The organism is Bacteroides sp. 14(A), from assembly GCF_000526555.1.
GTDB lineage: Bacteria > Bacteroidota > Bacteroidia > Bacteroidales > Bacteroidaceae > Bacteroides > Bacteroides cellulosilyticus.
This window is the reverse complement of record NZ_JAGH01000005.1, coordinates 52750-68792: the sequence shown is the minus strand read 5'-3', so window position 1 is coordinate 68792 and position 16043 is coordinate 52750. Positions and strand designations below refer to the sequence as shown.

Annotated in this window: 10 protein-coding genes; all 10 read right to left on the bottom strand. The window is 44.7% G+C overall.

The genetic code is table 11. The features are described 5' to 3' along the window. Window positions 1-23 precede the first annotated feature (23 nt). The 10 genes from K429_RS29550 to K429_RS0122925 all read right to left on the bottom strand — a co-directional run bounded on the left by K429_RS29550 (window position 24) and on the right by K429_RS0122925 (window position 16027). On the bottom strand, window positions 24-2114 hold the full coding sequence (locus K429_RS29550; protein WP_022209459.1) for a glycerophosphodiester phosphodiesterase family protein: 2091 nt from the start codon (window positions 2112-2114) through the stop codon (window positions 24-26). Between the two features lie 103 nt (window positions 2115-2217). Then, window positions 2218-4212, bottom strand: a complete 1995-nt coding sequence (locus K429_RS0122965; protein WP_029328224.1) for an NPCBM/NEW2 domain-containing protein — start codon at window positions 4210-4212, stop codon at window positions 2218-2220. Between the two features lie 34 nt (window positions 4213-4246). Further along, window positions 4247-5806: a DUF4434 domain-containing protein gene (locus K429_RS0122960; protein ID WP_029328223.1), complete on the bottom strand. Its 1560-nt coding sequence runs from the start codon at window positions 5804-5806 to the stop codon at window positions 4247-4249. 31 nt (window positions 5807-5837) lie between these two features. Next, entirely contained in the window at window positions 5838-6845 is a 1008-nt protein-coding gene (locus K429_RS0122955; protein WP_007213478.1) for a GRP family sugar transporter, read from the bottom strand. Window positions 6846-6868: 23 nt separating this feature from the next. Then, on the bottom strand, window positions 6869-7777 hold the full coding sequence (gene rbsK, locus K429_RS0122950) for a ribokinase (RefSeq protein ID WP_029328222.1): 909 nt from the start codon (window positions 7775-7777) through the stop codon (window positions 6869-6871). Window positions 7778-7813: 36 nt separating this feature from the next. After that, window positions 7814-10591, bottom strand: a complete 2778-nt coding sequence (locus K429_RS0122945; protein WP_029328221.1) for a glycoside hydrolase family 2 — start codon at window positions 10589-10591, stop codon at window positions 7814-7816. Window positions 10592-10599: 8 nt separating this feature from the next. After that, complete coding sequence (locus K429_RS0122940; protein ID WP_029328220.1) at window positions 10600-11652, bottom strand: SIS domain-containing protein; 1053 nt, start codon at window positions 11650-11652, stop codon at window positions 10600-10602. A 174-nt stretch (window positions 11653-11826) separates the two neighbouring features. After that, window positions 11827-13437, bottom strand: coding sequence for a DUF4434 domain-containing protein (locus tag K429_RS0122935; protein ID WP_029328219.1), 1611 nt, complete (start codon window positions 13435-13437; stop codon window positions 11827-11829). Between the two features lie 2 nt (window positions 13438-13439). After that, the gene (locus tag K429_RS0122930) at window positions 13440-14963 is read right to left on the bottom strand and encodes an ADP-ribosylglycohydrolase family protein (protein ID WP_081679883.1); all 1524 of its coding nucleotides are present in this window, start codon (window positions 14961-14963) and stop codon (window positions 13440-13442) included. Further along, window positions 14960-16027, bottom strand: a complete 1068-nt coding sequence (locus tag K429_RS0122925) for a DUF4434 domain-containing protein (RefSeq protein ID WP_029328217.1) — start codon at window positions 16025-16027, stop codon at window positions 14960-14962. Before K429_RS0122925 ends, K429_RS0122930 begins: the two co-directional genes overlap by 4 nt. Window positions 16028-16043 lie beyond the last annotated feature (16 nt).

The window sequence follows — 16043 nt, the reverse complement described above, 5'->3', positions numbered from 1 at the left end:
TTCTGATATTTACGTTCTAATAGTTATTCCGTGAACTTGGCTATGATCTCCTTCAGTTGGTCAGGATAATCAGTAGTAATGAGATCAACGCCCATAGCCATGAAATCCAGCATCTCTTGCGGAGAGTTAACGGTCCAGACATTGACTGTCATGCCTTTTTCATGTGCATTTTTAATCCATTCCGGATGCGCCCTTAAACTATTCATAGAATAATCTATGCAATTAATTCCATCTTCCATACTCTGCGGGTCCTTGTCACCGTTCAAGTATCCGATAACTGTTCCGGAAGGAATACTCTGATTCAATTTTTGACATACATAATAACTGAATGCGATATAATCGATCTGATCGCCTACTCCCTTTTCACTGACCATTTCAGTTACAGTTTTTACAATTCTGTCATGGCTTGCATTAGAACTGTGAGATTTGATTTCTATAATCAATTTCATTTCTGAATTTGCCTTCAGTTGTTCCAGATACGCTTCAAGTGTCGGTATCTTTTCACCATTGGCAAGTTGCTCATTCCGGATATCTGCATAATTGACATCTTCTATCTTTTTCCCATTAATAGTGGGATCATGATGACAGACTACAACATCGTCTTTCGTGATATAGAAATCGGTCTCCGAACCATATACACCCAATTTCTGAGCGGCAATAAACGATGCAAGTGAGTTTTCCGAAGCTTTATTGTCCGCAGTATGGAATCCACGATGCGCAATCACTTTCGGAACGACAAATCCGACCGGATTATCAGTAGAGGTAAGTGTAGCCATCCCTATCGGGTATTGGGCACTTTCACGCATCAATACCAACCTGTACTTTCCGGAAACGAAGCCGGAAGGTATTTCAGCATCAATATAACGGTCGGTGGCAGTTGTATTACAGATAAAGCTCTCCTTTGCATTATCCAACGATTCTATCTTGACCTTGTCTCCCGTCTTGAAACCTTTTCCCACTATTCTGTATTTGCTACCCGCTTTGACTTCAAAGTTAGCGAAAAACATCAAGTCCGATATGTCAATGGTATTTTGTGATTGTTTATCTTTCACTTTTTCCCATAGTCCGGTGACATCCTCTGCTGAAAGTGGATCATCATAGATTCGTGACAAAATTATTTCACCTCTCCAGGCTGCTTCAGCAGAACCGGCCGCTGCATCTCCACCGATACCAAACCATTGGCAAGTAGCAGGGGTAGGGAATTTAAAGTCTCCCTTGGCATCAATTGTACCTTTCAGTTCACCATTAACATAGACAGAAGCTTTCTGTGCTTCCTTATCCCATACACCTACCACATGGTAGTATTTGCCCCGTTCGGGAACCACTCCACTACGATTCCATTGCCATCCACCGGAAGTCAGGTTGGGGAGAAACGTAATTTCTCCTTTTTCTTTAGCCAGTAAGAATCCTGTACCACCGGCTTGCATGGAACTGAACATCTTGATCTCAGTGCCAGTCTGAGGCTCAGAGTCATACATGAACAGGGCTTCCAAAGTGTGTCCGTCTGCCAATGCATCCTTAAATGCCTGATTACTTTGGTAATCTACCTTATAGTAGCCAGAACTAATAGCCGTGCCCGGTGTATGATTGAAGCGAGCCACGTAACAGCCATAGCTATCATTATAGTAAGTCATCAAACTGGATCCTTCAAATGTCTGCACAGTGTGTTTCATCGGAGATGCATCAGTAGCTGTCCCATCATTATTGAATATAATATCCAGAAGAAGAGTTTTCTCTTTAATGGGTAAGTCTTGCGGTGCCTGCCGTACAGTCATAGAATGGATTTTTTTGTCATTCATATAGAAATCCACTATACTTTCGCGCGTTTCAGTCGTTTCATTGGCTTCAGCCGAGAAAGTAACGGAGCCGTCATTTTCTCCACTTACCGGAGTGATGGAAAGCCAGCCTGCCGTTTGCGGTTTGTCTATTTTCCAAGAGGCATTCGATTTAATGGAAATCGTTTCTGAATGTTTATCCGGCCCCATATCAAATGTAGTAGGATTGCTTTCACCGGAGATCTCAATTGTGAATGATGCTTCTGCTGTATCTTCTGAGCTATCACATGCATAGCCAATGAATGTCAGCAAAAAAAATAAAAGTAAATTCTTTTTCATAATATTAATTATTAATTAGTAGTTGGTTAATAATCGTTCAACATTACATGATAATATGATTTTCATCGTTTCGGTATGCGTTGTATGGCAGTGTTTGTAGTCGTTACTCCACAGGAGTAATTTTCACAAAAGAAACTCCGTGATAGGGAACCTGTGTCCGGAACTCCCCATTGTATTCCCCTAAATCTTTTTGCCGCCACAGATCGCGAACAGACACTTTGCCTGTAATTCCCAGTTGCTTGAGAGCTAATTCAAAATCATACGTCTTCATCTGGATAGTTTCAGCCTCATCCTGATCCCACAGGATAAAATAAGGATCTATCTGGAAGAATCCTACTGCATACGAGCCATCATATAGTTTCTTGTACCATATCTGCCCATTGTCAGTCAGCAATTTTGTGGCCGGTGCTGCCAACGGGTCCTGATTCACAGCAATCACTTCATTATTTGTCAGTAAACTCAATGTAAAATCATCTATATCGGACATATCACAACCGATCAATAACGGAGCGGAGAGAATGCACCATAGAGAGATATGGGAATATTGTTCATCAGGAGTCAGAGCCGATTCATGAACCTTCTCTCTCCAAGCCTTACCCAGTTTTCCTACCACCAGCATATCGGGATCATTATAGTTCCCCGGTGCAGTAGCCTGAGCACAAACATCCTGAAAACAACCAATGGCTGTCACAACATTCCATTCATCGGTAATGTCACGGGTGGTGCGCCACAGTTCACCTCCTGCTTCCCTTGCCCAGTTCCAGACATTGGGAGCACCATATCCCACACAATAGACAATATCCCGATTCACTTTATCCAATGCATCACGCATAACAATATAGGGTTCCCGGATTGTTTTCTCTTCAGAATCCTTCTGAACCGCATGATAGCCGCAATGATCATATTTGAGATAATCTACTCCCCATCTGCCCCAAGTCCGTGCATCTATTTCCTCATGCTGATAACTGCCCAGGTAATCACCACATGTTGTCGGTCCCGGTGAAGAATAAATACCGAATTTCAATCCCAGGGAATGAATATAATCAGCCAGGCCTTTAAAATCAGGGAATTTCTCATTAGAGAGCAGCTCTCCCTGCTTGGTGCGTTCGGCAGCTTCCCAGCCGTCATCAATGTTCACATACGTCCATCCGTATGCATGCAACTTTTCATTCATCATGCGGGCAGCCTCGCGCACTTTCTCATCATCTACAGAAAGTCCCCAGCAATTCCAACTGTTCCATCCCATCGGAGGAGTCAGAGCAATCCGGTCTCCTATTTTCAAGGTAATTTCTTTTTCGGCTACACCTTTTTCGTTCATGGCTTTCAGAAGCACTTTGAAATCTCCTCTAAGTTCGGTCTTTCCCGTAATAAAGCCGGTGGAAGTATCTAATTTCAGTCCGGCAGGGAGTCCTGACGCTTCAAAAGTCATTGGCCGGTTACCACTTGCCATAATCGTCATCAGGAACGGATTTCCCGGACGGGCACCATATACCAGAGGATTATTAATCCGTGGAGTTTCCGGAGCTTCCGGTGTCAGAATGTACTTCTCCTTAGCTACAGGCTTCGGCCAGGCAGGTATCGGGGTAATCTCTCCATGAGTCACAAACTTCACATTCACCCAGTCGGCATGGTCGTACATAATGCCATCGCCACATTCTTCCACCAATAGCAACACTTTATCAATACCGGAGAGGTTGACATTGAACTCTTTTACGGGATCGCCCTTCTGCATCACACCGCTTTTCCAAAGTTCTTTTTTATCTCCGATTATCTTGAACTGCAATTTACCGGCGTACAAGTTGTTATCATCGGCTCCAACCAAGCCACTCACTGAAACGGCTTTACCACCCAAATCATACAGCATACGGCTGATGGAATGAGCTCCGATCCCCCGTTCATACACAACACCATTTACCGTAAGCGGAGTCCATACCACAGACTGATTTATCTGCGGTATTCCCCAATCCTGCACAAAACAGGAATCCTTATAAACTTCATCCAACCAGAGTTCACGCTTCGGCCCGTTATTACAAGAGGAAACAAACCACAAGTTTGCCAAAAGAGCCAATGCGATAATTACTTTTGTTCCAAATTTCATAGTACTTTGCTTTTTATTCATAATACTTTGCTTTTTATTTCAGGACCGGATTAATAAACAACTCATCTATATATACCTGTTGCGGAGCTTCAAAAGCGACCTTTACATAGCGTACATTTTCATCCAGTTGGTCAAACAATATGCTTTCAATCCAGGCATCATGCTTGTTGTTCGGGAAATAAGGGGCGTCTTTTATGGAAGACAGATTATACTCTTTACCGTCTATTGAAGTATACAGATATGTCTTCACCGGCATACCTATCTTTTCCGGATTATAATTCAGCATACGCAACATAGCTTTCTGAACACGGGTTTTCTTTTGCAGATCCACTACAAATTCATGATAGCCAGCCTCAAACTTCACCCAGCGGGCATCCTTACTGTCCTCTTCAGCAACCTTACCATCCAGTAACGGTTGCAAACCTGCCTTTCCAAGCATCATTTCCGGAGTCGCTCCATTGACCAATTTCTCCATAAAAGCCGCTTCCATCAGTTTCCAATATTCCTTTCCGTTCTTCCAGTCCATATAGTCAGTATACACTTTGTTCGACCAGACAGGTTGCCCCAGTTGGTACTTTGACTCAGGATCCTCAATGATACCGTAGAACATAAATGAAATGATCTTATCAACCCCCGCCGCAGATGCTGCAACCTGCTGGGACAGCAGCCTCGGATAAGCAGCCGGAATCAAGGCAGAAGTACGGTCATTGGTACCCTCTTCCCAAGTGAAAGTCTCACAATTTGCCCACATTTCAATATTCAGGCGGTTATGAATATCACGCAATCTCTGCCAGTTCTTCTTCAGACGGGGAAGTGTGAACTGATCGCGTACACACCCCACTTCATCCTGATAGGCAATGATATCCACTTTTAGTTTTTGCATTTGCTTCTCATATTCCGGATTATCAAATTCTGACAATCCGATTCCATAAGGAGAAATCAGGGTTTTCTTGCCCGGAGCCAATTTTTTAGCCTTCTCTGATAAAGTATTTACCGACTGCACCGCATGCTCCGCAAAAATAGGACACAGACAATCTTCTACCGGTAAATACCAGCCATAAAAGGCCTTGTGGTTTTTATAAAGGGATGCCAACTCTTCCATAATCCGGAGCTGCCGTTCCTTAATTGCCGGATCAAGCAGATTATCATCCTGATCCTTTGCCCAACCACTACTCATGAAAATCTTCATATTATGTTTGGCCGCTTCATCCAGAATAGCATCCACAGGACTTTTCTTATCCTTATTATACCACCAAGGCATTATTTGCGAAGGATAATAAGATTTTCCTTCATTGGCAACCTCCATTAATACCAGATATTCGATACCCATAGCCGACAATTCACGTACTTTAGCCTCCCACAATTTCGGGTCCATATTATCGAAGCTCTGAGGATTCGTATATTTATTACGTACATCCTTGTATGCCAGATTGATCCAGCTACCTGTAACAGGTTTCACACCCAAAGCCGACTCGGTGGTTTTCTCTTTTTTCTGCTTGCCGGAAGCGGCATTATCCGCACCCACCGTAACTACCGGCAGCGTAACCAATAAAACTGACAGAGCAAATCCTATCATTTGAAATTTCTTCTTCATAGTACACATTTATAAATCTATAATTAAGTTATCAACTTCCTCCAGACACTATAATCAGTACCAAACCGGAGATAAAAAGAATAAGCATCAGCGTAAGCAACAGATTAGTAGACTTTGATGCCCCCTTAAACTCTTTCCAGATGAAGAGGCCCCATAAGGCGGCTACCATCGTTGCCCCTTGCCCTAGTGCATAGGAAATAGCCGCACCGGCTTTTCCGGCAGCGATATAGCTGCAAGCAGTTCCCAATGCCCAGATTATACCGCCCAACACACCCACCAGATGCGTATTGAAGTTTCCTTTGAAATACTGGCTGTAGGACACAGGTTCTCCCATAAAAGGTTTCTTCATCACCAGTGTATTGAACAGGAAATTACTGATAAAGATACCTATTGCAAACACGAACAAAGCAGAATAAGGAGTCATCATGCCTGCTGTGGGTGCTTCCAGATTTTCCAGGTCCATAGCTGCCGCCACAAAACGGTAAAAGAACGCCATCAGGATACCGGCGCATACAGCAACCAGGATACCTTTCTTACGGGTGCTCTGACCGGATGCCTTGGAAACTTTTCCGGATGCTATTCCATTAAAGATAATAGCCAGCACAATCAGGAAAACGCCCAGGAAAAGAATGACGGGATCTCCCTTCGGAACACTGAAATAATTGACAAATACACCCAGCACCAATGCCAGCCCCACCCCTACAGGAAAAGCAACCGACATCCCTGCCAATGACATAGAAGCCGATAGCAGAATATTAGAAGCATTGAATATCACACCACCCAGGAAAGCACTCCAGAAGTTCTCCGGACTCACTTGCAACAAGTCCTGTATAAATCCTCGCCCGGCCTCTCCCGTGCTGCCTAAAGTCAATCCCCAGATCAGAGAGAAAAGAACGATGCCAATCACGTAATCCCAATAGAACAACTCATAACGCCAGGTCTTTGCCGCCAACTTCTGAGTATTTCCCCACGATCCCCAGCAAAGCATCGTAACCCAGCACAACGCCACTGCCAATCCGTAACTTTCAACTATAAACATAATCGGTATTTTTAGAGGTTAATTTATTCATTCAGGTCCAGTTCTTTACGATGAGGAATAGAAGACTGCGCTCCCATTCTTGTCACGGCAACAGATGAAGCTTTAGAAGCCATTACAGCAGCTTGCCTCAAGTTCATGCCTTCTGCCAGTCCCACACATAAAGCACCATTGAAAGTATCACCGGCAGCCGTTGTATCAACAGGTTCCACTTTAAAAGCATCCACACAATATGAAGTATCGCCTTCTCTCACCAAGCATCCCTTCGAACCCAAGGTTACAATTATATTCCGTACTCCCATCGCACTGATTTCTTTTGCAACCCGTTCCGCATCAGCATCATTCACAATCTTTATACCGGTAAGCATTTCAGCTTCAATCCGGTTGGGAGTAATCATAAACAAGTATCTGAGTAACTCTTTCGGAAGGCTCCGGGCAGGGGCCGGATTCAAGACTACCTTCACCCCTTTTTCAAAAGCTCTCCTGGCAGCATATTCCACCGTTTGAATCGGAATTTCCAGTTGCATCAACAAGATGTCTCCTTCGCACATTTCCTCCACAACTTTATCCACATCCTGCTCGTTCAGCAACATATTGGCTCCGGAAGCTACCACTATACTATTCTCCGCATGATCGTCCACACTGATCAAAGCAACTCCGGAAGCAGAGTTTTCATCAAGAGTGATATATTTTGTATCTATTCCCTCTTTCTTGAAATAATCCACTGACTGCTGTCCCAGTATATCATTCCCCAACTTCGCTACAAAGATCAGATTACCACCCAGCCTTTTCACTGCAACTGCCTGATTGGCTCCTTTACCGCCCTGGTTCATAAAGAATTCACCACCCAGAATGGTTTCACCGGGAGCCGGCAGATGAGAGGTCCTCACCACCATATCTATATTGGAACTGCCAATTACTATAATTTTCTTCATGGTACTATATTTTAAATAAATAAATGCATGTATGTATCACCGTGACAGAACGAACGTAGGAGCAACGCCCCCTGCATCCGATACTGCTACACGGGCTGTTATCACCTTCTCATCTCCCGGAAAGAGTGTAATGAAGTTATCACTCCAGAACACCGGATTAATCTCCTCTCCCCGGGCATCCTGCAAAGTCAGGTGGTTGAAGTGTGATAATCGGGCAGATTCGTTCTTCAAACAAATAGAAAAAACATATTCTCCTTCCTCTTTGCTTACTTTAACCTCTTTCTTCAATTCCGGTTTTTCCATAGAAGTAAACCAGAAAAAGTCCATGTGCTGTGAGTAGAACCAATATAAATTCTCCGACAACAGCTTTCCTGCTTTATCGTGAAGTTCCAGCTTCACAAAGTAGTTATAAGAATACTTGCCATGCTGAGGCACTGTAATAATCTCTTTATAGCAATCGGGAGAAACCGTCAGCTGCTGAGAATGTTGCCAAGCCACCCTCATATCATTATTGATTACTTTCGCCGTCACCTTTACATCATCCAGCACCCGGTGGGACGCATTAATGACCGATATCTTAAAATCATTGGCGTTCAACTGTACGTGTACCGGCTCCATCGCTTTCCTTGCAAAATAGTAAGAAGCGTTCGGCGCCAGATACCAGTCATAAATCTGCCAGCACACATCGGGCCAGCAGGAATTAATCTTCCAGATCATCACGCCGGAAGTTATATCCCACATCCGATGATTGGCTGCCTCAAACATAGCACGATAACCGTCAGCACTCAGGAACTGGGCATTATCGGCATATTCTTTCGCTGTCTTCGGATCACCAAACATCGTGCGGATGGCATTGTCATAAGAACGGTAGCAATAATTACTCACATCCCAGGCGCCATGTTCCGCCCAAATGCTATCCAACGGGAAGATGGGGCTGTTTACATTGGCTGTACTCTCTGCGGTAGGAATGAATTTCCGGAGACTGTTGTACATCGGCACCGAAGGCATACCCAATTCATTACGGAACATCTGCAAATAAACCTCACGTACTTTATCGAAGAAGTAAGAGGAAGGCGCCCAGTTATAGTCGGGTGCACCGTCATCCGTGGTTCCGGTGGGCAGGTCTTCCTTCAGATAGGGAGTCAGAGCATCCACATCCCAGTGGTAACTGGTGGTAGGGATGTATATACGTGTAGTATCAAGGCTCTTCACTTTCTCTTTCGTCAGCCTGTATAAGTTTTCATTCATCAATACTTCATTGACGCCTACCCACGAAATAATGGAAGGGTGGTTACGATACCGAAGCATCATATCTTCCACACAAGCAATCGCCAGATTATGATCCAGGGGATTGTTTTCGGTTTCAGTGCCGGGAGTCATGCGATAGCATTGATAGAAAACATGCCACCACATAAGGCCGTACTTATCAAAACTCTCAAACCACGTTTCGGAAGGAGAAGGCATATCTTCACTGCCTATCAGGTTGATGTTAGCCTCCGCCATCAGGCGTGCCTCATCATAAATACGCTTATCCGATTCCTCCAGCAGAATGTCCGGCTGAATCCAGCCGCCTTTGCAGAACACTCTTTTGCCATTCACATAGTAGACACGGCCGTACTCAACCTCAGCTTTGTCCCCGTCAACCTCAACTCTGTTCAGCCCAACCTCAACTTCACGGATGCCAAAGTCGAACTCTTTTGTATCGGATACTTTTCCACCTGTATTATATGACAACTTGATGTGATGCAGATATTGTTCACCATATCCGTTGGGATACCACAGGTAAGGATTCTTTATCAACAGGGAAGGGAAATCTTCGGAAGTCAGTTCCACGACTTTCTTTTCACCTGCACCCAGGCTAACTTTCTTTGTAATCTTTATAGGCTTCAGATAACCTTCCATGTGTTTGGTATAGGTGGGGAACTGCACATCGTTTACCAGGGTAATCAAAGCATTCACTTTTCCCTCTATCGCTTTTCCTGAGGTATTCTTTACCTCCAGTTTGATGTTCACATCCGCCAGCGAAGTATCCTGTTTGGGTAAAGTAGTAACAATGAAAGGATTCTCGATCACGACTTCATCGGTAGCCTCTATCGTTACCTTCTGATAGATACCCATATTCCGGTCTCTTACCACCGGAGCACAGTCCCATCCACCGGATATCTTTAAAGTCTCATCCTTAAAAATGTCATAAGAATGTCCACGCACAGGGCCGAACACTTTCAGCTGGGTACCCGGAGTAGGAACACCCGGATGATCCACCTGATATATCTTCACAGCAACACAATTGTTCGCTCCAGGAAGGGCATAGTCCGTAATATCGAGCTTGAAACGGCGGAACATTCCCACAATATCATTTTTATCGGCTACAAGCCGGCCATTAACCCAGACGTCCGCCCGATAGTTAATGCCGTAAAGGGTCAGCCATACTTTCTTACCTTTATAAGATTTGGGCAGAGTGATTTCCGTACGATACCAATAAGGGTCCTGCCAAGGGTTTCTTCCACTCTTCAGATAGTTATATTTAGCCAGATCCATCCGGGCATTGAACTCGTCCGAAACATCGGGGATTAAATAATTATTGAGTCCGATACGCGGGTCGGGATATACATTCTCTTTCACCAAAGCATTCAGCACAGTAGTGGGAACTGTAGCCTGATACCACCCGGTTGTTGGATAGGATGGTTGCGAAACCTTGGCATCCGCATCGGCTATCTCGGATGAGTTTATAATTCTCCAATGCTCCAGTTCCAGAGATTGGGCTTTCAGCAACATGACATTGCAAAGTAGCAGGATAAATAATATGTTTCTCATAATTTCTGTTATTCTATTGCGGTAACCTTTGCACCATGCGTAAAACTACCGGGCACTAATTTCATTTCCTCCGCCCACGCATTTACCATCAGCTGCACGGGAATAATGGATGGAATGGCAAATAAGTCAGAACGCTCACAACGAACGTGCACTTCCAGCAAGTCCGGACTTTCAATGCCGGAAGCCGCATCCGATATGAGAATCACTTTACCTTTAAAACTCAACACATCCTCCACAAGTCTGATACTTGGATGATAAGCGCCGGATTGTGAATGAGCATAAACAATGCAGATAAAATCAGGTCCTACCATTTCCAAGGGACCGTGCCGAAACTCCCCGCCCAATAAGGCGGAAGCGGGAATTTTGGTGGCTTCCATAAACATCAGGGCAGTTTGGGCAACGGCAGCGAAAACCGTTCCCCTGCCTATCACTTGCACAAACGAATGTCCCTTCAGGAAAGTGAGCGAACGAGATAAATACGTATCTCTTTCCGCCAGCTGACGTTCAACTTCACGGATTATTCCGTCTAAAGCCTCCTCATTCACTTCATGCCTCTTCAGGGATTCTGCGAGCAGATAAACCGCCAGATAGGTTGTAATAAAAGTTTTCGTGGAGGTCATCTCTTCTTTGCCTGCCTTGCACAGCAGGCAATGAGTAGCCATTACAGCCAAAGAACTTCCGGATTCGTTCGTGATTCCGATCACCGTTATTGGCAACCGACGCTGCTTTTTAAGCAATTCAATCACTTCATAGCTTTCACCCGACTGTGAAACGGCAATCAGCAAAGTGCGTTCCGTCAACGAAGGAGATTGAAAATGAAGCAATTCTCCGGCATTAATCGCAGAAGCGGGTATGGAAGCAGATGAGATCATTGTCGCAGCTGCCTGCGATATAAAGTAGGAACTTCCCATGCCGGTAAATACGATCCTGTCATATTCACCGGATTTCCATAAGGCACAGACAGTCTTCAAGCTTTTCTTCCCTTCTTCCGAACGGTAATAGCAGAAAGTCTGTTTCAATGCTTCCGGTTGTTCCTGTATTTCTTCTAAAAACTTATTCATAATAAAGTATTTCCCGTTTACTGATTGAGCATACCACGAGTTTCTTTCAGTTTCACCCGGTGAAACTGAGAGTTTCATGCTTTGGAACCAGGAGTTTCATCCCTTGAAACAAAGGGTTTCATTGCTTGAAACTCTTTGTTCCATCCGATGAAACTTTGCTTTTAATAGGGTTGCTTATTTTCCTTCAAGGTATTTCTTATACCCTTCATAGGTATCTGTTCCCGGTTTGAAGGTAGCCCAACTGAAATTCGTAATATGATCAGTAAACATTCCGGCTACTCTCAGCTGTTCCTCCAGCTCGGTCCAGGGTTTGGTCCGCATGGTAATTCTCGGGCACCAGCACTCTTTGAACGACTCTATATCTACTCCGAAAATCACTCCGTTAGCATCGCAGGCTTTCTTTATTTCGGCAAACCAGTTGGGCAGGTCTACATCAAAATCTACCAGACAACGTCCGCCTATATCCTGAAGATAAAGCACATCTATATCGGGAGTCTGGGCAAATATCTTACCAAACCATTTTCCGCAGAGGTCAGCGGGCATTCCCCTCCACAAAGCAGGAGCTATGCAGACTTCTTTCGGAGACTTCGACTTCACATAAGCCGCCACTGTCTGCAAATAATTAGCCAGCATAGACAAGGCAGGTTCCTGCTGCCAGCCTACCGGATACGAACCGTCATGAAATTCTTCGGTTATGTACCATCCCGCCAGACTGGGATGATTCCCCCAAAGGGCAAACAGTTCATCGAATACTTGTTTATTACGCTCCACCAGAAATTCATATTGTTCCGGTTTTGTGGTATCTTCCTTGCTGTAATCACCGGGGTATAGTCCGACAATCAGCTTCATCCCGTTACGCTCGGCAGCATCGAACATTCGGTTCATGATATCATATTGCTTGGTCACCCACGGCAGATTTGTCGGCGAATAGAAAGAAGATTTTTCATTCGTGCGGTCATTGAAACCTTCGGCATACTGGATAATCCAAGTGTCAATGCCCACTTCACGGCTTGCTTTGAATTCTTCATCCCAGTTTGTCTCTTTATAGACGCCATTCAGCTGAATGAAAACACTGGAGAACTTGGGAGTTCCCTTGAATTCAGGAGTATAAGAGGTCAGTTGCTCCAGATTGTCGATGCAAAACTCACCTGTACATGTGCTGTTATCATCGTTCGTGATTTCAAGACGATAACCTTCAAGGCGGTTCAGAACCAGTTTGTTTTCGCCCAGATCACGCCCTTTGGCAAAAGTAAAGGCCTCATAAGGCATCACTACACGTGTCCATTCTTCCTTGGTCAGTACATCCTTATCCACATACTCGAAGAACTGCCAGCGATCTTTCTCATGAAGCGCATCCTGCGTAAACTGATCCACATCCTGAATAAGCATGAAACGGAATGTACCTTTATTATTCTTATTACCTTTCACCCAGATGGAAAGTCCCAACGGATGGAAAGACAAGTCACTGCGATAGTCTCCCCCACTCTGCTGGATATATACGGATTCGGTTCCGGACGCATTGCCGGAGAAAGAGTATTTAAGCTCGAAGCTTCCCGTTCCCTCCACACAGTCATCGCTGATAAAACGGTCTATCGAGGTTTGCGGTGACTCGGGAAGTCCTTTCATTTCGTACACCACACAGCTCATCTCGTCGTAAGCATTCAAAGTCTTTACCGCACGTGCTTTCGCTACTATCTCCTCTGCTGTGGGGGCCTGCTTACTACCGCAAGCCGCCAACACAAGCAGCAGAGAAGAAATACTGATTAGGGATAGTATATTTTTCATATTTATTTCGTTGTATAGATTATTACTTCGGTTATCCATATTTTCCCGTTCGATACGGGATTTTTCCATTTAAAAGTTACAGTGTGCTTCCCTACAGGACGATCATAGCAGAAGAACAATTCACACTTCCGGTGATTGATATATTGGGGCAAGGCGGTTGTTTCATAGAACTGCCCATCGATATATACATCCATTTCCGCCGTATAGTCCGCCGGAAGCCCACCTGCCACATATCCTTTTACAACCAGTCCGGTTCCTTCGAAAGAGAAGGGATTTACATCATCTATGGATTTCTCTATTGTAAGTTTATCGCTCACTTTCAGATTCTCAAAAGCTACTTCCAAAGCAACAGGTCTGATGTTCTCCCGTCTGATTATGAAGTCTGTTCCTACCTTCCCGTTTCCATGCTTCTGCAACATCTCGCTGGCATGTCTGTACGTCATGTCATAGGCTTTATTCAGACTGATATCCGTATTGGAGAAAGGTATGTCTTCTACTTCATACAAAGCTTCTTTCCAGGATTCGGGGATGTTGCTGTATCCTATCATGGTTCCCAAGATGCCTGCGGCTGAAGCCGGATTACAATCAGAGTCCTGACCGGCACGCGTGGCGATATCTATGGTCTTTGTGAAATCCCCCTGTCCGTAAAGCAAGCCCAGGAGTATATAGGCACCGTTTATCTTCGTACCGATATTAAAGGAATTATGAATGCCTTCGGGACAGCTGATTTCTTCGCTCCACTTGTTCTGCAACTCGAACCAGGTTCGTTTCCAGTCTTTCGGATATTTCCTGTGCCAGCGAATTACGTCCGACATACACTTGTGGAAATCGCTTTCTTCCGGTATCACCTTCAGCGCTTCTTTTACGATATATTCTATATCATTGCTGACATAAGCCAGAGAGTACATGGCTGCCACATAAACTCCGCCATACCATCCTTCACCATAGGACATGATATGCCCTACCCTATCGCAGATTTCAGCGGCCTGATTAGGCATTCCCGGTGACATAATCCCGGCAAAATCCGCTTCAATCTGGAAGTCGATGCAATGTGCATGAGGGTTATTCTTCCAGTAACCGCTCTGAGGTGCTTTCACTCCCTGCAACAGATTGTAGCGGGCTACTTGGTTGGCATGCCACAACGGATATTCTGTCCGTCCGAAAGCCGTCGCAAAAGAATCAACCGGAGCATCCAGCCCGCATCTTTCGAAGACTTCCACAAAAGTCAGATCCACATAAACATCATCATACAAACCGGGAAAGGTATCATACCAATTCTTGACCGTATGCTTATCCCAGGGAATGGGAATATAATCCTGAATGATAGTTCCCAGGAATTTAAACTCAGTAGGTCCTCCGTAACTGCATCCCAAGGTCTGACCCGCCCAGGCACCTTTCACTTTATCACGCAGGCTCTGTTCGGACAGAACCACTTCTTTCTTTCCTTTATGAACGGCGGCAGCCAGATCGGCTATAAAGAAGAAAGCCATCAGGAGCCATATTATATTTCTTTTCGACATACTCATTTCTTGTTTTTATACTGGTTGTACCACGCACTGTATTGTTCATACAGACGCAGGGAATCCGGATGTCCGGCAATAATATCAGTACCGGGCTTATTCATGATACCGATATACTGATAACAGAGAATCTTATCTACAAACGGAGAGATATTCTCCATCTGCCTGATAATGCGTTTGTTGAAGTCGGCAGGCAACAGATTGCCTCCGTCCCCATCTTCAAAATAGAACAGTTCCATATCAGCCCATAGTCTTGCTCTGGAAGCTTTCTCATGAGCCTTGTACAAGATTTCATAGAATCTGGCGGAATCTTCCAATGCGGTATGGTTCACTCCCACTCCATCCTGGTAAGCAATGATATCGATATTCATTTTCTCTAACTGGCGGACAAAATAATCATCGAAACGTGCTTCTTTAATGAAGTACGGGGCTATCAGATTGACACAGTTCGGAGTTAACCTTTGGGCAAAGTCCGCACAATCATTGACGTACTTCACGCACTCATCAATGAAATAGGGTTGCAACTGGGCTTCGTTCGGGAAATACCACCCGTAGAAACTTTCGTGATGGGAATATTTTTGAGCCACCTCTTCCATAGAACGAAAACGTAACTTCTGCACGCCTTTGTCTATCATCATGGTATAAGCATCCAACTCTCCCCAAAAATCATTGCTCACAAAGAACTTGATGCCACATTCATCGGCAGCAGCAAGTACCGCCTCCAAAGGATCTTCACATCCCATCGGGATTTGAGGAGCTATCTGTGAAGGATAGAACGGCTTTCCATCCAGAGCTACACCCATCATAACCAGATACTCCATTCCAATCTCACGCATTTCGAAAATCTTCCGCCGCCATTGGTCGGCAGTAAAATGCGTCAATGCTTTATTCCAGTTTCCCCCTTCCGAAGCCGAATGCCGGAACTCAAACCAGGAACCGGAAATAGGTTTCAGCTTTTTGCATGAAGATGACACTGCAACGGCAGAAGAGTTTGCACGTATAGATTGAGGCATGGCTAGCATGGCAACGCCCCCTAATCCCAGGTATTTTATAAAGTCACGTCTTCGCATCTCTTGTTTTTTTCAG

Coding starts and splice junctions, on each gene's coding strand:
- K429_RS29550 (WP_022209459.1), bottom strand. CDS start 2,114: ATGAAAAAGAATTTACTTTTATTTTTTTTGCTGACATTCATTGGCTAT.
- K429_RS0122965 (WP_029328224.1), bottom strand. CDS start 4,212: ATGAAATTTGGAACAAAAGTAATTATCGCATTGGCTCTTTTGGCAAAC.
- K429_RS0122960 (WP_029328223.1), bottom strand. CDS start 5,806: ATGAAGAAGAAATTTCAAATGATAGGATTTGCTCTGTCAGTTTTATTG.
- K429_RS0122955 (WP_007213478.1), bottom strand. CDS start 6,845: ATGTTTATAGTTGAAAGTTACGGATTGGCAGTGGCGTTGTGCTGGGTT.
- rbsK (WP_029328222.1), bottom strand. CDS start 7,777: ATGAAGAAAATTATAGTAATTGGCAGTTCCAATATAGATATGGTGGTG.
- K429_RS0122945 (WP_029328221.1), bottom strand. CDS start 10,591: ATGAGAAACATATTATTTATCCTGCTACTTTGCAATGTCATGTTGCTG.
- K429_RS0122940 (WP_029328220.1), bottom strand. CDS start 11,652: ATGAATAAGTTTTTAGAAGAAATACAGGAACAACCGGAAGCATTGAAA.
- K429_RS0122935 (WP_029328219.1), bottom strand. CDS start 13,437: ATGAAAAATATACTATCCCTAATCAGTATTTCTTCTCTGCTGCTTGTG.
- K429_RS0122930 (WP_081679883.1), bottom strand. CDS start 14,963: ATGAGTATGTCGAAAAGAAATATAATATGGCTCCTGATGGCTTTCTTC.
- K429_RS0122925 (WP_029328217.1), bottom strand. CDS start 16,027: ATGCGAAGACGTGACTTTATAAAATACCTGGGATTAGGGGGCGTTGCC.